At 47.9% G+C, this 23,903-nt stretch carries 21 protein-coding genes; 17 read left to right on the top strand and 4 right to left on the bottom strand.

What is annotated here, in order from left to right; all coding sequences use genetic code 11:
* Positions 1-69: 69 nt before the first annotated feature.
* From DESAL_RS01155 to sat, 4 genes are all read right to left on the bottom strand, one after another.
* A complete protein-coding gene (locus tag DESAL_RS01155) occupies positions 70-1,986 on the bottom strand; it encodes an aconitate hydratase (protein ID WP_012765818.1) in 1,917 nt (638 codons plus the stop codon).
* A gap of 123 nt (positions 1,987-2,109) precedes the next feature.
* Positions 2,110-2,364, bottom strand: a complete 255-nt coding sequence (locus DESAL_RS01160; RefSeq protein WP_012765819.1) for a hypothetical protein — start codon at positions 2,362-2,364, stop codon at positions 2,110-2,112.
* On the bottom strand, positions 2,327-3,967 hold the full coding sequence (locus DESAL_RS01165) for a chorismate mutase (protein WP_012765820.1): 1,641 nt from the start codon (positions 3,965-3,967) through the stop codon (positions 2,327-2,329). Before DESAL_RS01165 ends, DESAL_RS01160 begins: the two co-directional genes overlap by 38 nt.
* A gap of 180 nt (positions 3,968-4,147) precedes the next feature.
* Positions 4,148-5,428 (bottom strand): sulfate adenylyltransferase, encoded by a 1,281-nt coding sequence (gene sat, locus DESAL_RS01170; protein ID WP_012765821.1) that lies wholly within the window; start codon positions 5,426-5,428, stop codon positions 4,148-4,150.
* Between the two features lie 896 nt (positions 5,429-6,324).
* On the opposite strand from sat, the gene aprB reads away from it, so the two are divergent.
* From aprB to DESAL_RS01250, 17 genes are all read left to right on the top strand, one after another.
* A complete protein-coding gene (aprB, locus tag DESAL_RS01175) occupies positions 6,325-6,810 on the top strand; it encodes an adenylyl-sulfate reductase subunit beta (protein ID WP_012765822.1) in 486 nt (161 codons plus the stop codon).
* A gap of 68 nt (positions 6,811-6,878) precedes the next feature.
* Complete coding sequence (gene aprA / locus DESAL_RS01180; protein WP_012765823.1) at positions 6,879-8,870, top strand: adenylyl-sulfate reductase subunit alpha; 1,992 nt, start codon at positions 6,879-6,881, stop codon at positions 8,868-8,870.
* A gap of 157 nt (positions 8,871-9,027) precedes the next feature.
* Positions 9,028-10,266: a CoB--CoM heterodisulfide reductase iron-sulfur subunit A family protein gene (locus DESAL_RS01185; protein WP_012765824.1), complete on the top strand. Its 1,239-nt coding sequence runs from the start codon at positions 9,028-9,030 to the stop codon at positions 10,264-10,266.
* Positions 10,267-10,272: 6 nt separating this feature from the next.
* Positions 10,273-12,546, top strand: coding sequence for a hydrogenase iron-sulfur subunit (locus tag DESAL_RS01190; RefSeq protein WP_012765825.1), 2,274 nt, complete (start codon positions 10,273-10,275; stop codon positions 12,544-12,546).
* Positions 12,547-12,560: 14 nt separating this feature from the next.
* Positions 12,561-13,781, top strand: a complete 1,221-nt coding sequence (qmoC, locus tag DESAL_RS01195) for a quinone-interacting membrane-bound oxidoreductase complex subunit QmoC (protein ID WP_012765826.1) — start codon at positions 12,561-12,563, stop codon at positions 13,779-13,781.
* A 21-nt stretch (positions 13,782-13,802) separates the two neighbouring features.
* Complete coding sequence (locus DESAL_RS01200; protein WP_012765827.1) at positions 13,803-14,489, top strand: hypothetical protein; 687 nt, start codon at positions 13,803-13,805, stop codon at positions 14,487-14,489.
* 620 nt (positions 14,490-15,109) lie between these two features.
* Positions 15,110-15,865 carry an ABC transporter ATP-binding protein gene (locus DESAL_RS01205; protein WP_012765828.1) on the top strand — a complete coding sequence of 252 codons (756 nt, stop codon included), beginning with the start codon at positions 15,110-15,112 and terminating at the stop codon, positions 15,863-15,865.
* A gap of 28 nt (positions 15,866-15,893) precedes the next feature.
* On the top strand, positions 15,894-17,027 hold the full coding sequence (locus DESAL_RS01210; RefSeq protein ID WP_012765829.1) for a branched-chain amino acid ABC transporter substrate-binding protein: 1,134 nt from the start codon (positions 15,894-15,896) through the stop codon (positions 17,025-17,027).
* A gap of 65 nt (positions 17,028-17,092) precedes the next feature.
* The gene (locus DESAL_RS01215; protein ID WP_012765830.1) at positions 17,093-17,995 is read left to right on the top strand and encodes a branched-chain amino acid ABC transporter permease; all 903 of its coding nucleotides are present in this window, start codon (positions 17,093-17,095) and stop codon (positions 17,993-17,995) included.
* Positions 17,996-18,023: 28 nt separating this feature from the next.
* Positions 18,024-19,193: an ABC transporter permease subunit gene (locus DESAL_RS01220; protein WP_049759998.1), complete on the top strand. Its 1,170-nt coding sequence runs from the start codon at positions 18,024-18,026 to the stop codon at positions 19,191-19,193.
* Between the two features lie 3 nt (positions 19,194-19,196).
* Complete coding sequence (locus DESAL_RS01225; RefSeq protein ID WP_012765832.1) at positions 19,197-19,910, top strand: ABC transporter ATP-binding protein; 714 nt, start codon at positions 19,197-19,199, stop codon at positions 19,908-19,910.
* 173 nt (positions 19,911-20,083) lie between these two features.
* The gene (locus DESAL_RS01230; RefSeq protein ID WP_012765833.1) at positions 20,084-20,830 is read left to right on the top strand and encodes a substrate-binding periplasmic protein; all 747 of its coding nucleotides are present in this window, start codon (positions 20,084-20,086) and stop codon (positions 20,828-20,830) included.
* A gap of 112 nt (positions 20,831-20,942) precedes the next feature.
* Positions 20,943-21,134 carry a ferredoxin gene (locus DESAL_RS01235; protein ID WP_012765834.1) on the top strand — a complete coding sequence of 64 codons (192 nt, stop codon included), beginning with the start codon at positions 20,943-20,945 and terminating at the stop codon, positions 21,132-21,134.
* Between the two features lie 319 nt (positions 21,135-21,453).
* Positions 21,454-22,650: a hypothetical protein gene (locus DESAL_RS01240; RefSeq protein WP_245543773.1), complete on the top strand. Its 1,197-nt coding sequence runs from the start codon at positions 21,454-21,456 to the stop codon at positions 22,648-22,650.
* Positions 22,651-22,663: 13 nt separating this feature from the next.
* The gene (locus DESAL_RS20290) at positions 22,664-22,828 is read left to right on the top strand and encodes a hypothetical protein (protein WP_012765836.1); all 165 of its coding nucleotides are present in this window, start codon (positions 22,664-22,666) and stop codon (positions 22,826-22,828) included.
* 24 nt (positions 22,829-22,852) lie between these two features.
* Positions 22,853-23,290 carry a flagellar export protein FliJ gene (gene fliJ / locus DESAL_RS01245; RefSeq protein ID WP_012765837.1) on the top strand — a complete coding sequence of 146 codons (438 nt, stop codon included), beginning with the start codon at positions 22,853-22,855 and terminating at the stop codon, positions 23,288-23,290.
* Positions 23,214-23,894, top strand: a complete 681-nt coding sequence (locus tag DESAL_RS01250; RefSeq protein ID WP_081434549.1) for a MotE family protein — start codon at positions 23,214-23,216, stop codon at positions 23,892-23,894. Before fliJ ends, DESAL_RS01250 begins: the two co-directional genes overlap by 77 nt.
* Positions 23,895-23,903 lie beyond the last annotated feature (9 nt).

Genomic DNA, 23,903 nt, shown 5'->3' on the forward strand with positions numbered 1-23,903 from the left:
TGCTTTCAAGTGTTTATTCTATTTTAACAGGCAGGGCATCCACCAGTGCGGATACCCTGCCATACTCATTTACAGTTGTTTACCGACGTAGTTCAGCAGGCCGCCGGCTTTAATAATTTCTAGTTCTTTTGTGGAAAGGTCGTTTTTGACTTTAATTTCAGCACCATCAGCCATGACAACAGTTTCGCCGCCAGGTGTGATTGTGGTGGTATCGATGGTCAATTTACTACCTTCCGACAGTTTGTCGTAATCGCTCTTTTCAGAGAGTACAAGGGGTAGAATGCCAAAATTGACAAGATTTGCACGATGAATGCGTGCAAGAGACTTGGTAATTACGGCAACAACGCCCAAATGACGGGGGCCGAGAGCAGCATGTTCGCGGCTGGAACCCTGTCCATAGTTTTCTCCGCCGAGAATGATTCCGTTATCAGCAGCTTTCATGCGGCCGACGAATCCTTCATCAACTCGGCTGAAGATATATTCACTGATTGCGGGAATATTGGAACGCAGTGCAGTGATCTGCGCGCCCGCGGGAAGAATGTGGTCAGTCGTGATGTCATCTTCGACCTTGAGGCGGATTTCAGAGGAAATCTGATCCGGCAGGGCGGAGAATGTCTCAAGAGGAACAATGTTGGGACCGCGCACGATTTCAACTTCAGCTCTGTTTTCAGGAGGGAAAATAAAAAGATGGCGGATTGAAGGAACTTCTTCAGGGAAGTCGATCTTGGCCGGAGGAGTACCCCAGGTTGCGGGATCGGTGAATTCCCCTGCAAGGGCCAGCTTCGCGGCAGTCTGCGGGCTTGCAAGATAAACCTGCGCATCCTGAGTTCCGCTGCGTCCTTCAAAGTTACGGTTGAAGGTACGTACGCTCACCCCGGCAGAAGTGGGGGAGCCGCCCATACCGATACAGGGACCGCAGGTACATTCGAGCAGTCTTGCACCGGAATCAATGAAGTTGGCGATAAGTCCATCGGAAGCAAGCATTTTGAGAACCTGCTTGGAACCGGGGGAGATCATCAGGTCTACACCTTCAGGCAACTGCTGGTCCTGCAGGATCAGGGCGGTTGTCTTCAGGTCGGAGTAAGAAGAGTTGGTACAGGAGCCGATGGCTGACTGGTTGACTTTGAGTCCGGCGAGAGACTTAACAGTTACAACACGGTCAGGCATATGCGGCTGGGCTACCAGCGGTTCAAGCTCAGAAAGGTTGATTTCTACAACTTCAGCGTAAGTTGCGTCTGCATCAGCGATAAGCTCGGACCAGTCTTCTTCGCGGCCCATGGCCTTGAGGAAAGCTTTAGTATTTTCATCACTGGGGAAGATAGAAGTGGTAGCACCCAGTTCCGCGCCCATGTTGGTGATGACTGCACGTTCGGGAACGGAAAGAGTCTTTACGCCTTCACCTGCAAATTCAAATACCTTGCCTACACCGCCTTTAACGGTCTTGAGCTCAAGCAGCTTGAGGATAATGTCTTTGGCAGAAGCCCATCCGGTCAGTTTGCCGGAGAGTTCAACCTTGACTACCTTGGGCATGGGAATGGAGTAGGGCTGTCCGGCCATTGCCAGAGCAACGGAAAGTCCGCCAGCACCCATAGCCAGCATACCCAGTCCACCTGCTGTAGGGGTGTGGCTGTCTGAACCGATCAGGGTTTTGCCGGGTTTGGCAAAGTTTTCCAGATGCAGCTGGTGACAGATACCTGTTCCGGCAGGAGAAAAGACAACGCCATGCTTGGCAGCAACGGTGCGCAGGTACTGATGATCATCAGGGTTACGGAAACCCATCTGCAGGGTGTTGTGGTCCACGTAACTTACGGAAAGTTCGGTCTGGACTTTGTCAATCCCCATCGCTTCAAATTGCAGATAAGCCATGGTGCCGGTGGCATCCTGAGTAAGAGTCTGATCAATTCGTAGTCCGACCTCTGTTCCCGGCTCCATTTCGCCATTCAAAAGATGTGCAGATATGATCTTTTCAGTAATATTTAAACCCATGATACCTCCGGTATGATTGTGCTTTTCTTAAGCAGATTTGAAACTAAGTGTCCTGTTGTACGTCGCATGCCCGCGTACTTCATAAAGTGCCCGCTAAAGCTGTTATGAGAAGGCGGGGATCTGTTATCCTTCCATTCCGAGGCGCATTCGGTTTATTTTTCGTTGACGGATGTCAATCTCTGCTTCCAGACGAAGTTTGTCTTGCTGGGATTCGAAGATTTCCTTGGCAAAATAGATCCCTTCAGAAGGATTCTCACTTGCCAGCAGTGTTTTAATTCGCTGCTGGCAAAGTGTAAGTTCCTTCTTAAAGTTCTCGATTTCTACTTCGATCTCAGGGATGCTAATCGATTTTGATTCTTCTTCGGGTTGTTGATTCATCTTTTTTCTTAACCTCAGGGTCCTTGAGACCGTTGATTTCCGGCAGGCTGTTGTAGAGGGTCCAGTAACGAGGCCAGAGGTCAGAGATGTCGCCGGGGTTTTCAAGAGAGATTCCGGGGCGCATCCAGGCCATGAGACCGAGAGCAATACCGAAGAAAGGAGTAGGAGCGGACCATGCTTCATCCCATTTGAGTCTGCCGGGAAGAACGGTAAGTTCTTCTTCGCCACGTTCATATTTGATTCCGAGGCGTTCAAGCAGTTCAATACCCTGCTCAAACATCACTGCGTCAGCAATATTGCTGACTTTGCATTCTGAGCGGGAGTTTACTGCGAGGGCAAGACCTACGGGGAAGAGGTCATTTGCATTTCCGAAGTTAAAGGAGGCTTCTGCTGCGGCTTCACCCTTAGTTGCAGTGATGCTTCCTTTAGAAATTTCAATATTAAGACCACCGGCCTTCAGAATCCGAAGAGCGTCTTCAGCGGTTTCTGTTTTGGGCCAGTAACCATTGATAGTTACCTGTCCATTGCTGAAAGCAGGCATTGCCAGCAGTGCGGCACAAAGTTCTGGTTCCAGCGCAATGGAAAGCTGTTCAGGAACAGATATTTCCTTTGTTGCGGGAATAGAACATTCAGTTTCATTTAACTTGGCTTTGATGCCGGATTTTTTGAGTACTGCGACAACTTCTTTAAGCAGCCCAGCACCATGCCAACCTTCTGCAAATTTCATGGTCAGTCCCTGAGGATAGGTCCATGCAGCCAAAGCAAGAGCAGCGACAAATTCAGCAGGAATGTCTTCAGAAATTTCAATGGAGGATGCCATGCGTCCACCGCACTCAAGGCGCGCGGGTAAACCATGACTCTGGAGGTCAAGAGTGTTGAGTCTTGCACCCAGAGGAGAAAGAACTTCAGCCAGCGGTCTGGAATCATACTGTTTGAGAATAGGCCCACCGGCAATTTTGAACTTGCCGACAGTTTTGAGGCCGAATGCAATTGTCAGGAACATGGTCATTGCATTGTCCCCGGCAAAGATCAGCTTTTCTTCAAATTCGATTCCTTCACCGGAACGGGATTCGATGGTTTCGCCATCCCATGAAAGATGTGCTCCAGCCTGATTAAGCGCTTTGATCAGTTCGGTGATCTCATCGTTAACGCACAAGGGGCCCATTTTAGCTTCAGCGCCGGCTGCTGCACAGAGAGCAATCCAGAGCTTGGACTGAAAAAGGGAACCGGGACCGTCAAAAGTTACGTCCACAGGTTTTTGGGGCGGAGACAAAACATATGTAGAAAGCTTGCGGTTTTCGGGTTTGGCAACACCTGCATAAGCAAGGTTGTTGAGCTGTTCGAAAACACGGCGTGCTGTTTTGAGGTCGAACTTTTTATGACCGGCTTCTGCAGACCATGTTTCAAAGATACGTCTTTCCATATCCGGATCGCCGAGGGGCAGACCTTTCTGTTTGCGTTTGCTTGCAGCTTTACCCATAAGGTAGTTTCTGCGGGATACGAGGGAAAGAAGTCTTGCGTCCAGCTCTTTAATTTCGTCGAGCAGGGACTGTCTACGCGGTGCAGCACCGCCGGAACGTTCAAATTTTTTATATTCGGGCATTATTTTGGTTTCCTGAAATGTGATATAGAGAAGTCCACCTTAATAGCGCGATTTCTCCCGATGGGCAACCCCTCTGATTTGCGGTGTAAAAAAGAAGCCCTATTCGCCCGTAATGAAAAGAAAAGGGGAGAGGCGAAAAACGCCTCCCCCCTGAATAAGCAAGTAGTAATACTACTTAAATTACATTGCGTCGCCGGAAGCTGCGCCCTGCATTTTGACTTCAACCTTTTCGGTGAGGCCTTCGTAGTATTCGCGGAGCTGTACGAGAACTTCGTCACGACCGAAGTGATCTACGATTTCAGCGCCTTCGGAGAGAGCTTTACGCAGTTTGGTACCGGAAAGGATTACGCGCTCTTCTTTGTTGTGGGGGCAGGTTCTCAGGGAAGCCATGCCGTCGCACTTGTAGCAGTAGAAAGTCCAGTCAATTTTCATGGGCTCACAAAGGAGAGCTTTACCGGGCTCGGGGCAAGCTTCAGTTGCGTAAGGAATCTTGTCGAAGATTTCCTGAGCTTCGAACAGACCGTAGAAGTCACCAACACCAGCGTGGTCACGACCGATCAGCATGCGGTTAACACCGTAGTTCTGACGGAAGGTAGCGTGGAGGAGACCTTCACGGGGACCTGCGTAACGCATATCGAGGGGGTAACCAGCCTGGATAACGTTTTCTTTAACAAAGTAGTGCTCAACGAGAGTGTCGATTGCTTTAACACGAACTTCAGCAGGAATGTCACCGGGCTTGAGGTTACCGATCAGGGAGTGGATCAGACAACCGTCACAAACTTCGATGGAGATTTTTGCCAGGAACTCGTGAGAGCGGTGCATGGGGTTACGGAGCTGGAGAGCAGAAACAGTGGACCAGCCTTTTTCGTCGAACATTGCACGGGTTTCTGCGGGACGCAGGTAAACGCCTTTGTACTGTTCGGGGTACTCACCTTCGGAGAGAACTTTAACGGGACCAGCGAGGTTGTACTTCTTCTGAGCCATAACCATCTGAACACCGGGGTGATCTTCGAGAGCGGTTTTCCAGAAGATATCGTCTGCGGATTCTTCGCCTTCACCTTTGAAGACCTGGTAGCATTCCCATTTCTTGTCTTCTTCGGTCATTTCGTATTTTTCGGTGATCTGCATGGTAGCATATACTTCACCGTTGTTTACGAGAGCGATTTCGTCACCGACTTTAACATCTTCGTCGTCGGAGTCGAGGGTAACCGGTACGGGCCAGAAGGTGCCGTCGGTCATCAGAAATTTTTCACAAACGCCTTTCCAGTCTTCTTTACCCATGAAGCCGTTCAGGGGAGAGAAACCACCACATCCCATCATGATGAGGTCACCCTTTGCGCGGGCGGAAATTTCGATCTGTTTCAGACCTTCTGCTTTTTTCTGTTCAGCAGCGAGTTCTGCACCTTCGAGCAGGCAGCATACAAGACCTTTACCACCGTGAGGGGCTACGAGCTTAGACATGTTTACGTCTCCTTGTAGTAATTATTTTTTCAACACCTTGGCCCTTCCGCAAGACCTCCTGATATGAAATCTTCGGCCTCCGAGTATCTAGGTGGAGGCGGCGCTTCGTTTTGAAGCGGGTCTGCGGAACGAAAATTCGTAAAAACCATTATCATGGAGCGTGTTTTCAGGGTAGTCCTAAAACGCGTTTTCTCCATAAAGCTTAAGAGGGGTTATGAATGGTTTGTGAAAGAAATGTCAAGGGCAAAATTGAAATAGAGTGAAATTTTTCACTTAGTCAAATGTTAGGTTTGAGTAGTATAAGATGATATATTGGCATAAAACCAGTTATTGTAAGTGGTTACGAAGATGTGTGGTTTTGATGATGAGTAAACATGGCTGTTGGCTTAATGTAAAACTGTGAGTTACTTTTTGTAGAAGGCTGTGGGTGAGTACTTATGGTCTGTGTATGGTGTTTAAACTAAGAACTTTGCTGCCATATCATATGTAGGTATTATTTCGATTCTGTCTAGAGAAAATCAGGCAAAAGTCTATGTTGTTGACATGTAAAATCGGTTTGTTACAGCAGTTGTGAAGAAAATCCCATAATCTGAAAAAAAGGCTTGCAATTAAAGGCTAGATTGAACTAAATACCAATCCATGATGGAACACATTATTGTTTTGTCGCAAAAGACCAGAGCCATTTTTTGATAGTTTTGGAGCCTTGGCGACAGTGTTTCTAAGCCGTTTATATAGCGGATTTGAAATTAGCTTGTTCTAAATTTCACTTTCGCCTTGACACCGAGTGAGGGGCTTGATAGTTACTAATTTCACGAGCCTTGAACTTTAGGCAAGATTATAAATGGTTATAGGATGTCGGTGATTGATAACATTAAACCCTTTTAGGAGGACTAGGTATGCCGACCTTTGTCAATCCGGAAAAGTGTGATGGCTGTAAAGGTGGAGAAAAAACCGCCTGCATGTACATCTGCCCTAACGATCTTATGATCCTGGATCCCGAAGAAATGCGGGCTTACAACCAGGAACCCGAAGGATGCTGGGAGTGTTACTCCTGCGTTAAAATTTGTCCCCAGGGCGCTATTGAAGCACGTCCCTACGGTGACTTCGCACCCATGGGTGGTACTTCCATCCCCATGCGTTCCGCTGAAGACATCATGTGGACCGTTAAATTCCGTAACGGTAACGTAAAGCGCTTCAAGTTCCCCATCCGCACTACCCCTGAAGGTTCTATCAAACCTTATGAAGGTAAACCCGAGCCGACTGACCTCGACAACGAACTGCTCTTCACCGAAACTGAACTGGCTACCCCCAAAGAAGTTCTCGGACAGAAGTTTGACGTTGCTGAAGCAGACAAAACTACTGCTTGGAAGGATCTGGATTAATCACTGCTAAGCTTTTGTCTTAGGTGTATTAATTCACGCAATCTTAAAAACCTAATTAAGGAGGAAACATGCCTCTTCTCCCTAGTAAAGAAGCTTCCAAAGGTGTTGCTCTCGCAGAACCTGAGCTTATAGAAAAAGACGTGGACCTGCTCCTCGTCGGTGGTGGTATGGGTAACTGCGGTGTTGCTTATGAAGCAATGCGCTGGATCGAAAAAGTTGGTGGCGACATCTCCATCATGCTCCTCGATAAAGCTGCTATGGAACGTTCCGGTGCTGTTGCACAGGGTCTTTCCGCTATCAACACCTACCTTGGCGAAAACGACGCTGATGACTACGTACGCATGGTTCGTACTGACCTCATGGGCCTCGTTCGCGAAGACCTTATTTTTGACCTCGGCCGTCACGTTGATGACTCCGTTCACCTTTTTGAAGAGTGGGGCCTTCCCTGCTGGATCAAAAAAGACGGTAAGAACCTCGACGGTGCAGCTGCTAAAGCAGCTGGTCTCTCCCTGCGTAACGGCGACGCTTGCGTTCGTTCCGGTCGCTGGCAGATGATGATTAACGGTGAATCCTACAAGTGCATCGTTGCTGAAGCAGCTAAAATGGCTCTCGGCGAAGAAAACTACATGGAACGTATCTTCATCGTTAAAATGCTCCTCGACGCTAATGAGCCTAACCGCATCGCTGGTGCAGTTGGTTTCTCCACACGCGAAAACAAAGTATACGTTTTCAAATGTAACGCAGCTGTTGTAGCTTGCGGTGGTGCTGTAAACGTTTACCGTCCTCGCTCCACTGGTGAAGGTATGGGTCGTGCATGGTACCCCGTATGGAACGCAGGTTCCACCTACACCATGTGTGCTCAGGTTGGCGCTGAAATGACCATGATGGAAAACCGCTTCGTACCCGCTCGTTTTAAAGACGGTTACGGTCCGGTTGGTGCATGGTTCCTGCTCTTCAAAGCTAAAGCAACCAACTACAAAGGCGAAGACTACTGCGAAACTAACCGCGCAATGCTCAAGCCTTACGAAGATCGCGGCTACGCTAAAGGTCACGTTATCCCGACCTGTCTGCGTAACCACATGATGCTCCGTGAAATGCGTGAAGGCCGCGGCCCCATCTACATGGATACCGCTACCGCACTGCAGAACACTTTCAAAGAACTCTCCCCCGCAGAGCAGAAGCACCTCGAGTCTGAAGCTTGGGAAGACTTTCTTGATATGTGTGTTGGTCAGGCTAACCTCTGGGCTTGTCAGAACATCGAACCTGAAAACTCCGGTTCCGAAATCATGCCCACCGAGCCTTACCTCCTCGGCTCCCACTCCGGTTGCTGTGGTATCTGGACTTCCGGTCCGGACGAAGACTGGGTTCCCGAAGATTACAAAGTTAAAGCTGACAACGGTAAAGTCTACAACCGTATGACCACCGTTAACGGCCTCTGGACCTGTGCTGACGGTGTTGGCGCATCCGGTCACAAGTTCTCTTCCGGTTCTCACGCTGAAGGCCGTATCGTTGGTAAGCAGATGGTACGCTGGGTTGTTGATCACAAAGACTTCAAACCCACCATCAAAGAAAATGCTGCTGACCTCGCTAAAGAGATCTACCAGCCTTGGTACACCTACGAAGAAGGTAAAGGCATCTCTACCGACCCCGTAGTTAACCCCAACTACATCACTCCCAAGAACTTCATGATGCGCCTTGTTAAGGCAACTGATGAATACGGTGGTGGTGTTGGTACCATGTACGTTACCTCCAAGTCCCTGCTGCACACCGGTTTCCATCTTCTCGAAATGCTCGAAGAAGACTCCAGAAAACTGGCTGCTCGCGACCTCCACGAACTCATGCGCTGCTGGGAGCAGTTCCACAGACTGTGGACTGTACGCCTGCACATGCAGCACATTGAATTCCGTGAAGAGTCCCGTTACCCCGGTTTCTACTACCGCGGTGACTTCATGGGTCTCGATGATTCCAAGTGGAAATGCTTCGTCAACTCCAAGTATGACGTAGAAAAAGGCGAAACTACCGTCTTCAAGAAAGCATACCACCAGATCATCCCCACCTAAGCCGGGAATGATATATGCGGCTGCGGGCTTAGGCCCGCAGCCGTTCTTTTACGGCTTGCACTGAAATGGTCTGAATCCGTATTGCGACCCTTCGGTCGGTGTCCGGGTTTGGGCCATTTTAAGGCTCAGGGCTTCTAAGAGTTCAGGAGGATAGAGAATGTCAAATAGCATACTTGTCGTAGGCGGCGGGTTCAGTGGTATCACTGCTGCACTCGAAGCCGCTGAAGTAGGCCATGAAGTCTTCATCGTGGAGAAGGCGCCGTATCTGGGTGGCCGGGTGATGCAGCTGAATAAATATTTTCCGAAGCTGTGTCCTCCTTCCTGCGGACTGGAGATTCAGTTTCAGAGAATTAAAAACAATAAGAACGTGAAGTTCTTTACCTTGGCTGAAGTGGAATCCATCAGCGGTTCCAAAGGCAACTACGAAGTCAAGGTTCGCATCAAGCCCAGATATGTGGGTCCGGGTAGTGTTGAACTCACTGACGTCATCGCGAAACTGTCCAATGACATTACCGATGAATTTGAGTTTAAACTCTGCGACCGCAAAGCTCTTTACATGGATGTACCTTTTGCTTTCCCCGCAAGGTATGTTCTTGAAAAAGAAAATTGCACTGATGAAGACCTCAAACTTCTCGAAGGTGTCGATGTTATCGACCTGAAAGAAGAGGAAAAGGTCATCACACTTAATGTAGGTTCCATCGTCTACGCTACCGGCTGGAAGCCTTACGATGTTACCAAACTTTCCAACCTCGGCGCAGGTACCGTACAGAACTGCATTTCCAACATGGCGATGGAAAGACTTGCAGCTCCCAGCGGACCTACCGACGGTAAGATTGTGCGCCCCTCTGACGGTGCACAGCCTAAAAACATCGCATTCGTACAGTGTGCGGGTTCTCGCGATGAAAACCACCTCAACTTTTGTTCCTACATCTGTTGCATGGCTTCCCTGAAGCAGGCTGCATATGTTCGTGAACAGTACCCTGATGCAAAGGTCACCATTTACTACATCGACCTGCGTACTCCGGGACGTTATGACAAGTTCGCGAAACGCATTCTTTCCGATGACAAGATCAATGCCGTTAAAGGTAAGGTCGCTGAAGTTATCGAAGAATCCGGTTCCGGCAATGTTCTCGTTACAGTTGAGGATGCTGAATCCGGTATCAAGTCCCAGAACGAGCATGATCTCTTAGTTCTGGCAACCGGTATGCAGCCCAGTCTTGCTGGTACCCCGGTTCCTTCCGGCGTACAGGTTGACGATCAGGGCTTTATTGTCGGCGGTGAGGAACAAGGCATTTTCGCTGCCGGGTGTGCAAAGCAGCCTCTGGATGTCATGAAGACAGCCCAGTCCGGTACTGCTGCCGCTCTCAAAGCGATCCAAACGGTGATAGGGAGGTAAGTCGACATGCCCGAAAAAATCGGTGTTTATTTCGACCAAGCGAGCGTATCTCCTTACCTGAACGCTGAAGAAATGGCTGAACTGGTCGGTCGCGTTTACGCGAACGAGTGTCCGGTCGTAAAGGTGCACCCGCGTCTTAACAGCGAGGAAGGAAGAAAGCTCATTCAGGAAGATATCGACGCTGGCAACGTTGACGCAGTATGTATCTGCGGCACTAGCCCTCGCGTTGACTGGGATATTTTCGACTTTGACAATGTCGCTGTCGAACGAGTCAACCTGCGTGAACAGTGCATCAAGGTTTTCAGGAATCCCGACGGCACCATGCCCGATCCTAACGGCGAAGTTCCTGAGCTCCTCAAAATTATGGCAAACGAATACGTCAAAATGGGTGTTACCAAACTGCTCAAAACTAACGAGCAGGAATCCCAGGCCTTTGATGCCACCAAGGTGGTCATGGTCATGGGTGGTGGTTTCACCGGTCTTACTGCGGCTCTTTACGCTGCTAAGACCAACCACGACGTAATTTTGGTAGAAAAGGAAGCCACCCTTGGTGGTAAGGCTGCCGGAATGTACAAAACATTCCCTCTTTCCTACCCTTATACTGAAGCACATGAAACCGGTATTGAAGCTCTGATCTCTGAAGTTCAGTCCAATTCCAGAATCAAAGTGCTGACCTCCGCACAGCTTACTGCTCTCGAAGGCGCTCCCGGCAAATACACTGCTAAAGTGAAAGTCGGTGGCAACGTTGAAGAGATGGCTGTCGGTGCATGTGTTCTGGCAACCGGTTGGGTTCCTCAGGATACTAAATACGTAGAACCTATGGGTTACGGTTCTTCCAAGGTTGTGACTGCTGCTGAATTTGAAGCTATGGTCAAGGAAGGCAAGATGACTGCTAAGTCTGTTGCTTTCGTTCTTGATACTCGCCTCAGTGAAGCTGAGTTTGCTGCTAAGGAAGCCGCTGCTGCTGATTCTACCGAAGAAGCAGAGGAAGCACCTGCGGCTGAAGAAGGTGAAGAGGAAGAAACCTTTGTCTACGAAGACATGGAATCTTACAAACACCTGCCTTACACTTCTGAGCTTAGCAGTCTCGTTGCCCTCAAGCAGGCCAACTACGTACGCGAAAAGAATGACGACGCTGTAGCCTACATCATCTACGATCACATGATGGTGCCCGGCGTGAACGAGCGTTACTACCGTGCTGCACAGGATAACCCCGGTGTTATGCTGACTAAAGGTACCGTAACTTCCATCAAGGAAGAGGGTGCCGGAATGGTTGTTTGCGCAAGCAACACCCTGCTCGGTGAAAATATTGAAATCGAAGCTGAACTGGTCGTAGTTCCCACCGGTATGGTTCCCACCACCGCGCACGATCCGACCATCAACCTCGTATACAGACAGGGTCCTGCATTCCCCGATCTCCAGCAGTTCGACGGTTACGCAGACTCCAACTACATCTGCTTCCCCTACGAAACACGCCGTACCGGTATTTATGCCGCAGGTTGTGTCCGTCAGCCCATGTCCATGGGACTGGCTCGTGAGGATGCAGCAGGTGCTGTCCTGAAAGCGATTCAGTGTATCAACTCCTCCAACCACGGCGTAGCTGTACACCCCCGCTCCGGTGACACCACCTATCCTGTTTTCAACTTCATGCGCTGCACACAGTGTAAGCGTTGTACCGAGGAATGTCCCTTCGGCGCACTGGATGATGATGAAAAAGGAACACCAATGCCGAATCCGTCCCGTTGCCGCCGTTGCGGTACCTGTATGGGTGCCTGCCCTGAGCGCGTAATCGGATTCGACAACTACAACATTGACATGATCGGTTCCATGATCAAGCAGGTTAACGTACCTGATGATATGGAAGCTGACGGTCCCCGTTTTATCGTTCTGGCTTGCGAAAACGATGCCTACCCGGCACTCGATATGGCAGCTATGCGCGGTAAAGGCTGGTCTCCTTACGTTCGTGTTGTTCCCGTCCGCTGCCTCGGCTCTGTAAACACCATCTGGATTGCTGATGCAATGTCCAAGGGTATTGATGGAGTTCTTCTGCTCGGTTGTAAATACGGTGAAGATTACCAGTGCCACTTTATGAAAGGTTCTGAGCTTTGTAACCGCCGTATGGAAAACGTCGCTGATTCTCTGAACAGACTTGGCGTTGAACCCGAACGTGTTGTACAGGCTGAACTTGCCATCGACGAATACGACAAAGTGCCCGATATGATCGATAACTTTGTTAATGAGATGATCAAGATCGGTCCTAACCCGTTCAAGGGCTACTAGGAGGTAGACGCGACATGGAAAAAGATATTCGCATTAAACCGGATCTGCAGTTCATCAAAGAACTGCAGGAAGTCGGTGGCGAAAGCCTCAAGAAGTGCTATCAGTGCGCAACTTGCTCTGTAGCCTGTCCCCTCTCGCCTGCCGACAACCCTTACCCGCGTAAGGAAATGGTCTGGGCTCAGTGGGGCCTTAAAGATAAACTCGTAAATGACATTGATATATGGCTGTGCCACAACTGCGGTACCTGTTCCGACCTGTGCCCCCGCGGTGCTCGTCCGGCAGACCTTCTCGCAGGACTTCGTAACATGGCCTATCAGAAGATGGTAACCCCTTCCATTATCGGTAAATGGATGGCTTCCCCCAAGCATCTGCCCAAGCTTATTGCTATTCCGGCAGCTATCTACCTGGTGATTTGGTTCATCATGGCGGGAGTTCGCGGTTCCTTCTTCCCTCTTAAAGATGGTGAAATCGTCTACGGACACCTGTTCCCCGGCGACTTTACTATTGACCCGATCTTCATGATTGCCTTCGGTTTCATGGTTTGGACTTTCTACAAGGGAGTTAAGAACCTGATCGAATCATTCAAAGATCAACCTAAGGTCTTTGCTGTAGGTGACAAATCTGAAAAGCCCAGCATGCTGGAGTGCTTCATCGACGTTTGCAAGAACGAACTGCTGACTCACTCCAAGTGGAAAGAATGCGGCGAAACCGACGAAGCTGACGAACAGAAGTTCAACGGCCACCGTTTCATCATGGTCGCATTTATCTGCCTGATGGTAGTAACCGGTGTGGTTGCAGTAACCCACTGGGGTGGAAAGATTATTCCTTTCCTCGGCCCTATCGGCCATACCCCCATGCCGCTGTGGCATCCGATCAAGATTCTGGCCAACGTCGGCGCAGTGCTGCTGGTTTACTCCCTCGTGCTGCTCACCAAGCGTCGCCTGAATCAGGACCAGGGCGTACACGGTTCCAGCTACTATGACTGGTACCTGCTCGGCCTGATCTGGACTATCGCCGTAACCGGTATCATGTGCGAAATCCTGCGTCTCCTCGGCGTCGCAATTCTCGCATACCCCATGTACTACGTGCACTTGATCGCCGTATTCATGATGTTTGTCTATCTGCCGTGGTCCAAGCTTGGACACCTCGTCTACAGGACTGCAGCTTTAACTTATGCAAGATACATTGGCCGTCTGCCCATGCCGGTCCGTGAAGAAAAGACTTTTACTCTGTAATAGAGCAAGGAGGAACTAACCATGTCTGAAGCACGCAAAACTTTCCCCATGAGCACTTTTGTGTCCTACATCAAGGGTGGCGAAAGCAATAACTCCGTACAGGAACTTCTGGGCTACATGACTCAGAAAGACATTGATGCTGAATTCGAACCTTTTGCAGCAGCTCTTGCAAAAGCATGGATCTACGAACAGCATCCTGAACTGGCTAAAATGAAAACCGGTCAGGTTACCGGCCTTGGCGACAACGTATCTGTTGGCGCACTTCCCGGCGACGTTATGACTCAGGTTGACGCTATCTTCGGAAAGCTCGCTGAATACCGTTCCACCATCACTGAACAGGCTGCTAAAGTTCAGGATCTGGAAACCAAACTTGCTGCTGCTGAAGGCAAACTCGGTGAAACCGAAAAAGCCATGGCTGAATACAAAGGCAAGTGTGAAGCTTTCGAAGCTGCTGGTAAAGACGAAGGCGACAAAGTCATCGTTACTTCCCAGGAAAAAGTTGAAGAGTACATCGGCAAGGTTGATGAACTCCTCAAGATGATCGAAGACGTTAAAAAGCACGGTGTTGTAACCGTAGCTGCTGGTGCTGTTGCTGAAGGCGCAGCTCCTGCTGCTGGTGGCGATTCCGCTGGCGCTCCCGAAACCGGTGGCGCACCTGCTGAAGACTTCGGCTTCGGTTCCGATCCCTTCGGTGATGACAGCTGGTAGGCCGATAAAAGCCTCTTAGCTTCATTCAATTGAAGTACGTAAGGCCCTGTCCGCAACGCGGACAGGGCCTTTTTTGTTTGTTTAGCCTCAACAGAATAAAATTTTTTTTGAAAAATTTTACATAAGTGAGAACTCAATTACAGGTGTCGAAATGCTATTGCAAAGCAAAATATTTAAATGATCGAACTAAATTCATGAAAAGAGTATTTTTAGAGACTAAATGTCAGCTAAAGTTAAGGCGACAATGATTTGCATGGAAATTAGCCAAATATGGAAAATAGTGCTAAATATATGGACAATTTTGTAAGCAAAAAAAGACTTTTATTAAGCATTATAATCTGTATGATTAAATGTGAATCAGTAAATGTAGATACTATTATTAGATAAAAGCACTAGAATGCAGAATATAGTTAAACTTGCATTCTGATGTTTCTTGATCAAGTAATCAACTATGTTGTTGTGTATTTTGTATCAATGCTGATTCTACAATCAGTAGAATTGTTTATTCTTGGTAAAGCATTGTTGTTGCGAATATTAATTCTTTAGATCGAGCTAGTAAGGAATAAAAAACGTCTTCTACCTTGATCTTAAGAAGAATAATGTGTATAGGTATGTCCAATATGGCAGAACTTCATTTACACGACGTGAGCGTCCGCTTCGGTGGGCTGCAGGCTTTGGCAGAGGTTAACTTCTCTCTCATGCCGGGGGAGATTGTGGGGCTGATCGGTCCCAACGGCGCTGGCAAAACCACAGTCTTTAACGTGATCACCGGAGTTTATTCAGCTTCCGGGGGGCACGTGGAGTACAATGGTGAAAACCTGACAGGGCTTAAGCCGTATCAGGTACTTCATAAAGGCATTGCCAGAACCTTCCAGAATATCCGTCTTTTCCAGAACATGACCGCCCTTGAGAACGTAATGGTTGCTCAGCACTCCCGCTCTTCGTGCGGAGTCTTTGGTGCCATTTTTCGCACTCCTGCCCAGAAAAAGGAGGAGGCGTGTATCAAGGAGAAGGCTATGGAGGAGCTTCGTTTTGCGGAGTTGGACGAATATGCTGACGAAGTAGCGTCCAGTCTTCCATACGGCCATCAGCGCAGGCTTGAGATTGCAAGGGCACTGGCTTCTGAGCCTAGTTCCATTTTGCTTGATGAACCTGCGGCAGGGCTGAACCCGGCGGAGAGTGCGGAGTTGATGGAAACAATCCGTAAAATCTCTGAAAGAGGTATCAATGTGCTGATGGTGGAACATGACATGAAAGTAGTCATGGGAATTTGTCAGCGTCTTGTAGTTCTTGATCACGGAGTAATGATTGCAAAGGGGAACCCTGAAGAAATTCAGAAGAATCCTGCTGTAATTGAGGCATATCTGGGTAACTAATCTTATTTACTTTAGGGAGGCTCATTTTATGAAACGTTCTATGATGACAGCATTGCTCGTGGCAGCAATTCTGATGCTGAGCGCAGGTATGGTGTTCGCTAAGACACTTAAAGTCGGAACCATGGGACCGCTGACCGGACCATATGCTGCTGACGGTAATGACATTAAAAATGGTGTACTTACCGCGGTTGAAGTTGTGAAAGCAAATGGTGGTATTCCCGGTTTTGATGAAATCGTGGTCCTGCCGCAGGATACTGCATGCGAACCCCGTCAGGCTGTTGCAACTGCCAACAAGCTGATCAACGAAGAAGCAAACGGTGTTGTCGGTGCATACTGCTCAAGTGCAACTCTGCCTGCTTCTGAAGTTCTTGATGAAGAATCAATCGTTATGATCACCCCGGCCTCCACTAATGAAAAGGTTACCTCCCGCGGTCTGCCCTACATGTTCCGCATGTGCGGACGTGATGACGACCAGGGTGCTATTGCTCTCAAGTTCATGCAGGAAAAACTCGGTGCTAAGTCTGTTTACATCGTAGATGATAAGACTGCTTATTCTCAGGGTCTTGCTGACGGCGTAGAGAAGATGTGTAACGCCGCTGGAATTAAAGTTCTTGGTCACGAGCACGTTAACCAGGGCGATAAAGATTTCTCCGCTATTCTTACTAAAGTTAAGAATACCAATCCTGATGTGTTCTACATGTCCATGCAGAACTCAGCTACCGGTGCTCTGATGCTTATTCAGGCTAAGCGCATGGGTATCAAGGCTGCCCGCCTTGCTCAGGATGCTGTTTACCATCCGCAGCTTATTGAGATTGCAAAAGATGCAGCTGAAGATGTTTACCTGACTTTCGGTTACATCGATAGTGAAGCTCCTGCTTACAAAGAATTCTATGCTAAGTACCAGCCCAAGCACGGTGAGCCCGGTGCATACTCCGGTTATGCTTATGACTCCGCTATGGCTTACTTCAAGGCTGTCACTGCTGCAGGTTCTACCGATCCTGATAAAGTTAAAGCTGAGCTTATGAAGCTTGATTACGATGGCGCAACCAAGCACATCAAATTTAAGCCTAATGGAGACTCCGGCTCCAACTATATTATCCGTAAGGTTGATGGCGGCAAGTTCATTAACTACTGGAACCCCGCAACCGGCAAGCTCTACTAGAAGTACTTAAATCATGGTCCCCGTCTTTAAAGACGGGGACCTTTACGCACAGCCCCCGGAACTCCATGGAATATTTTTTTCAGCAACTCATCAACGGTATCACCCTCGGCAGTGTCTATGCACTGATCGCGCTGGGGTATACCATGGTGTACGGCATTATCCAGCTCATTAACTTCGCTCATGGTGAGTTCTTTGCAGCTGGCGGTTATGTCGGTGTTATCTTTATGAGCTACCTGCTTGCGCAGGGGGCTCCGGCATGGGTCTGCCTGTCCGGATCGCTTATTCTGGCTATGGCTTATTGCGCTATGCTGGCTATGGCTGTTGAGAAAGTGGCCTATAAACCGCTGAGAAGCTCTTCGAGGCTTTCGGTGCTTCTTTCTGCGCTCGGTATGTCCATTTTTCTGCAGAATGGCCTGATGCTTACTCAGGGCGTATATGACAGACCCTATCCCACTGAATTGACTCAGGGAGGATTTGAGTTTGGGACAGTTATGCTGTCTTATATGCAGCTTTTCATTGTCAGCCTGACCGCTTTTCTGTTGGTGGCGCTTAACTTTCTGGTCTTTAAGACCCGTATCGGTAAGGCTATGCGCTCCACAGCGCAGGATAAGATTATGTCTGCGCTGGTGGGAATCAACTCAAACCGTATCATCAGCTTAACCTTTGCCATCGGTGCCGGACTCGCTGCTGCAGCGGGGATTATGGTCGGTCTTTATTACGGATCGGTTCGTTACGACATGGGTTTCGTCCCGGGTATCAAAGCTTTTGCCGCTGCTGTTCTGGGCGGAATCGGTAACATTACCGGTGCAATGATCGGTGGGTTCATCATTGGTATGGTCGAAATTTTCGCTGCCGGTTATATTTCCGGCGAATACAAAGATGTTTTTGCATTCCTGATCCTCATCGGAGTGCTTTATTTCAGACCTTCAGGAATCATGGGAGAGAACGTTGACGATACCAGAGTTTAAAAAGCACTGGACTTCTTTAGGCGTTGGGATGATCTGGTTGTTCATCCTGCTCTGGCCCTTACTCGGAGTAAAGCCTGAAGGATTGGAAGTGGCAACCACCTTTTCGGTCTGGTGGAAGATCGCCGCCGGGTGCTCGTTTCTTCTTGTCTTACGGCAGTTGAACAGTATCGGAGCATTCAATTTTATCACCAAGCCTGCCGGCGCTGCTGTTGGGGGAGTGAAGAAGGCTACCTCGACCCTGCCATTTGCTGTCTGGGCTTTTGCGATACTTGCTTTTGCTGTTGCTTATCCGCATCTGTTCGGGCGCTATGCGCAGGATGTAGCTATTAACTGCATGATTTATATCTGCCTTGGTCTCGGCTTGAATATTGTTGTGGGTTTGGCAGGTATGCTTGATCTTGGCTACATCGCTTTTTACGGCCTTGGTGCTTATACTTATGCCTTGCTCTCAATTAATTTCAAGCTTGCCTTCTGGCTTTGCCTGCCCATCAGTGCGGGTGTGGCCGGTCTGGGAGCATGTATCATCGGTTACTGTTCCATGCGTATGCGTGGAGACTATCTGGCTATTGTTACCCTCGGGTTTGCGGAAATCGTGCGCATGGTACTCAATAACTGGATGAGCCTGACCAACGGTCCCAACGGGATTACCGGGATTAAGGCTCCGGGTGCTTACTGGCCTGATTTTGCCAATGGGTTTACCCTTGAGCATCTCTGGCTCAAAAAACTGTCCCTAATCTACTATGTAATATTAGCATTGGTTGTGTTCACCATCATTGCGGTCTACCGTTTGAACCATTCACGCATTGGTCGTGCATGGGAAGCAATTCGCGAGGATGAGACTGCTGCCGAGGTCATGGGTATTCCCACTTTTTATATGAAGTTGCTGGCGTATTGCTCTGGAGCATGCTTTGGCGGTATGGCCGGTGCATTTTATGCAGCACGTATGCGTTTTGTCAGCCCGGAATCATTTACTTTCCTTGAATCTGCAATGGTTCTTTCCATGGTTGTTCTCGGTGGTATGGGCTCCATTCCCGGTGTTATCCTCGGTGCGTTGGCTTTGATTGCCCTGCCGGAGATATTTAGGGATTTCGAACTTTACCGCATGCTTGTTTTTGGTGGTGTCATGACTTTGATGATGCTTTTCAGGCCGCAGGGATTGCTGCCTCCCAAACGTAGAATGAAGGCGGAAAAGGATTAAGCCATGTCAGAACCTATTTTAGAACTTCGTGATGTCCATGCGGGATATGGCAGTATCAAAGCCCTGAAAGGTATCAGTATCAAGGCTATGGAAGGGGAGATTGTTTCGATTATCGGTGCAAACGGTGCCGGTAAATCTACAACTCTGATGACTATCTGCAATATAGTCAAAGCCACTGCCGGAGAGATCTATTACAAGGGACAATGCATTAATAAGGTCGCTTCAGATAATCTGCCATCTATGGGCCTTTGTCAGGTACCGGAAGGTCGGCGTATCTTTCCGCGCCTGACTATTGAGGAAAACCTCGATATGGGGGCTTTCTTCCGCAACGATAATGAAATCGCCGACGATATGGAGCGGGTTTTCGCCATGTTTCCTATCCTGCGTGAAAGACGCAGACAGGCAGGCGGAACACTTTCCGGCGGTGAACAGCAGATGTTAGCTATAGGGCGGGCCCTTATGAGTCGTCCCAAGGTTCTGCTTTTGGATGAGCCTTCGCTTGGTCTTGCACCGCTTATCGTTAAGCAAATTTTTGATATCATCAATGAAATTAATAAACTTGGAACGACGATAATTCTGGTAGAACAAAACGCAAAAGTAGCCCTCAGTATGGCTCATCGCGGATATGTTCTTGAAACCGGAAATGTGGTTATGGAAGATGAAGCTTCGAAGCTTCTGAATAATCCCGATATCCAGAAGGCATATCTCGGCGAATAAAGAATTATTAAAAGCAAAAAACACAAGGCCCCCGGAATAATTATTCCGGGGGCCTTGTGTTTTTAGAAGGGGTATATAAAAGGCTTTAGACACGTTGTGTGTGCTATGATATAGTTCATTATAGTGGTCTCTTAAAAAATGGTGAGGTCTTAGTCTTGGCAAGGTGGTGTGAATTGAATCGAATTCGAGTGGTCAGTGTTGTTTTGCTGGCATTGATAATGCTCACTTATGGACGCGCTGTGTCTGCAGTGGAGGTTGTGACTGTAGCCACTGGAGAGTGGGAGCCATATGTTTCGAAATCAAATGGTGGAAGCGGCATTTGTACCGATATTGTGAAGGCTGCTTTCGCAGCGGAGGGGATTAAAGTTGAATTTCAATTTTATCCTTGGAAAAGGGCGTTGCGGTGCCTGATGCAGGCTGGGGTTGATGGTTCTTTTCCATGGGTTAAACGTGACGAAAGGGAAAAATTATTTTTATACTCCGATCCTATCTATGAAATGAAAGCGTCTTTGTTTTACCTGAAAAAGAGATTTAAAGATCATGCCGATATTTCTAGTGACGTTATAAAAAAATATTTGGTCGGAGTTCCTCTGGGATACGAGCTGGGTAACGATTTAAAGCAAATGGGATATAAGTGTGAACCGGTACCATGTATCAGTAACGGATTTGAAATGCTGCTTAAAGGGCGCATTGATTTTCTGCTGGAAAGTGATGATGTCGGTAGATATTTAATAAAAGAATCGTACTCCGGGCTTATCTCTGAGTTTGGTGAGATTGCAGCTCCATTAAAATCAGAGAGTTTACACCTTTTGCTTTGCAAGAAAAGAAATAATTCAAAATATCTACTGAGAATGTTCAATAAGGGTTTGAAGAAGATAAAATCGAGTGGAAAGTACGCAAAGCTGATTGAGAAATATTAACTTGTTTTTATTCTGAATACGTAAGTAAAAGCTTGCACAAAATATAGTCTTTGTGTTTAGGTTGTTTTCAAAATAAAGCAGTAGTTCTTATCCAACGTTTTGGAGGCATATTATGGCTAAAAAAGTAGTGATTGATCAGGACGAATGTATTGGCTGCGAAACCTGTGTCGAGCTTTGCCCTGAAGTTTTTGCTCTTGATTCAGAAGGAGAAAAGGCAGAAGTGATCAAAGAGGATGCTGTTGATCTTGAATGCGTACTTGAATCAATTGATACGTGTCCGGTTGAATGTATTTCTATTGAATAGGCTGCGTTCAAAATAAGTATTTCTGTTAAGACGCCCTCGAGGGCGTCTTTTTTTTGGACAGTTGACCTTTTCAGGTTGGGCTGGCAAATCCAGCTGCAACACGTACCCATCGTAAATTATATATAAACTTACAAAGGGTATTTATTTTGCTTATCTCAAATTAGAACCATAATGGCTCTTAAAGGCGTAACGGTGCCGGATCCCGTAAAAACGCTGAGCTTGCCAAGATGTGGATTAGTGCATAAATAGAGAGTACTGAAATCAGCTAAAAACCCATCGTATATAGGTGGGAAGGTGAACAAAATATATGAAATTTATTATGAGTTCGAATTCTTTTCGGACAATATTCCGTGCGGTTGCCGTGGCTATGGTTGCCATGGTTCCTTTTCTTTTTTTTGCAGGGGAAGGTGAGTGCTCTTTAGGGGACAAAGATAAAGACAAGAAAGTCACTCTTCCTAAACAGGTTGATGCCGGCCTTGATTATCTTTTCGACTTTATGTCCGGCAGCGGAGCAGATCTCGATGCTTCCAAAATTGCGGGCCTGATTAAATATGTGGATGATACTCCCCCGACAGACAAAATTATCAAGTTGCCCAAACGTGATTCCGCAAATGGTGCGGCTATGCGTATGCAGGTTAATGCCGGGTTGAAGAGGATTCTCGAATATACTTACAATCCTGAAATTCCTAACTACGCCATTTATCCTTCTGTTATCCGGGTTAGCGGTTGGTCTCCTGACAGTCAGTTTTATGCTGAAAAGGCTCAGCCTTGGAAATTCCTTGGTGATTGCGCTACTCCCAGAGTCTGGCGTGGTGAGGAATTTGAAGTTAACACTCCGGATTCCTTTGGCGGTGCATATTACCGTTACGACCTGAATCGTCTGCTGGTTCTCATGAAATATGAAGGCCGTGATGTCTTTCTTTCAGTTTCCAAGCAGCTGGATAAGTCCAGCGTGGGCATGAAAGGTCTGGTTGTTGATGACAACCAGTGGAACTATTTCTACAGCGGTATTCCCGGCCTTACTTCGGGCGGCATGGGCTGGATGGATACTTTCATGTACGACTCCATGTCTGTGAACCTTTATATTCAGGACAAAAATGATCCTGAACAGACTGTAAGTTATCTGTTCAAGTGGCTGCGTGCTGGTTGGGCTGGGCTGAATGTGGTTCGTCCCAAGCATATCTTTGAAGGCAGCCAGCGTTTCGGCCGTGCTTTTACTGCGCTGATGGAATCCGAGACTCTTCCCGAGCCGCAGGTGTTCGCTGAAAAGGTCAGAGAGATCGAGGCTATGCCTGAGCAGGAACTGGATCATTATATTTCCGAATATTCAAAGCAGGTTGAGCATTTTGCAGCCAAGCATCCGGTTTTGTCTGATGAATTCCCGGAAGTGTACGAGAACGGCAAGTATGCCGACAAGTTCACCCGCGAAGAGCGCATCGGCGTTCTTGTAAAGGAATATGTCAAGCAGGCCATGGGCAAGCAGTGCTTGATATACGAAAAGGTCGTATCCAACTAGCAGCGAGGTGTTCATGCTCTATTCTGAAAATGAAGCTAAATTCAAATACTGTCCTTACCTTATGACCAGTGATGACAAGATGAAATTCTGTCAGGGAACCATGTGCATGATGTGGCGGTTTGCTGATGGCGATAAAGGGTATTGCGGACTGGCCGGAAAGCCGGAAGAAAAGAAGTAATCATCTCAATGATCAATTCATAATATGCCCAAACCTTTTGCATTCAAACTTGAAAAGGTTCTGGAGTTCAGGGAACAGGCGGAAGAGCAGGCTCGGCTTGCTCTTGCGGAAGCCCTGCGTCTTCATCAGGAGCAAAAGAAAAAGCTTTGGGCAGTAGAAGAAAAGATAGTCGCCCACCAGAAGAAGAAATACGACAGTCTTTCAGCCAATGACATGTGGCTCTGGCAGCAGTATGATTCGGCTCTCAAAGAGGATCTTCATGCTGCCCAGCTTCGCTTGAAACAGTTGGCCCTTAACTTGCAAAAATGTCGTGCAGAAGCTGTTAAAAAGTCAAAAGATCGTAAACTGCTCGAAAAGCTAAAAGAAAATCAGGCGAAGAAATATCATGAAGAAGAAAGTCTCAAAGAACAAAAAGAGTTCGACGAAATGGCAACAATTCGCTTCAAACCTGAAAATTTCTAAGATACTTGTCTGCCTGATTTTACTGGCATTTTTTAAACTTTCCTTGATCGGATCGTTGGGTTTTGACCTTACTGATCATCATGAGGAAGTTAAGGATGTTGTTGAAGCTGTGGTGGAAAGCAGCAATGTCGTACGTAGTGTAGTTACTCCCCCGCAGGCCATAGCCGCCGAAGCTAAAGATAATTCCAAGGCTGCACCGAAAGAAGCAGCCAAGCCAGCCACTATGCCCGAGGCAGACTGGAAAGCTCTCAAGGCCAAGGAAGATGAATTAGCACGTAAAGAACGCTCCCTGCGTACTTTAGAGCAGAATCTGGATAAAAAACTGGCCGAACTGAACGACCTTGAAAAGCGACTCAAGAAGATGATCGCTGATGCTGATGTTCTCAAGGATAAAAAGATCAAGCATCTGGTGGGCGTTTATACTGCTATGAAGGCAAAGCAGGCTGCACAGGTCATCGAATCCCTCGATATTGATCTCGCCGTCAAGATTTTGTCAGGCATGCGTGGCCGAAGTGCCGGGGCGATTCTCGGTTACGTGAGTCCCAAGAAAGCAGCCAAGCTTTCCGAAGAACTGACCAAGCTACAGACACCTTTGGAAGAATAAGTTTTTAAA

It is taken from the genome of Maridesulfovibrio salexigens DSM 2638 (genome assembly GCF_000023445.1).
GTDB classification, from domain to species: domain Bacteria; phylum Desulfobacterota; class Desulfovibrionia; order Desulfovibrionales; family Desulfovibrionaceae; genus Maridesulfovibrio; species Maridesulfovibrio salexigens.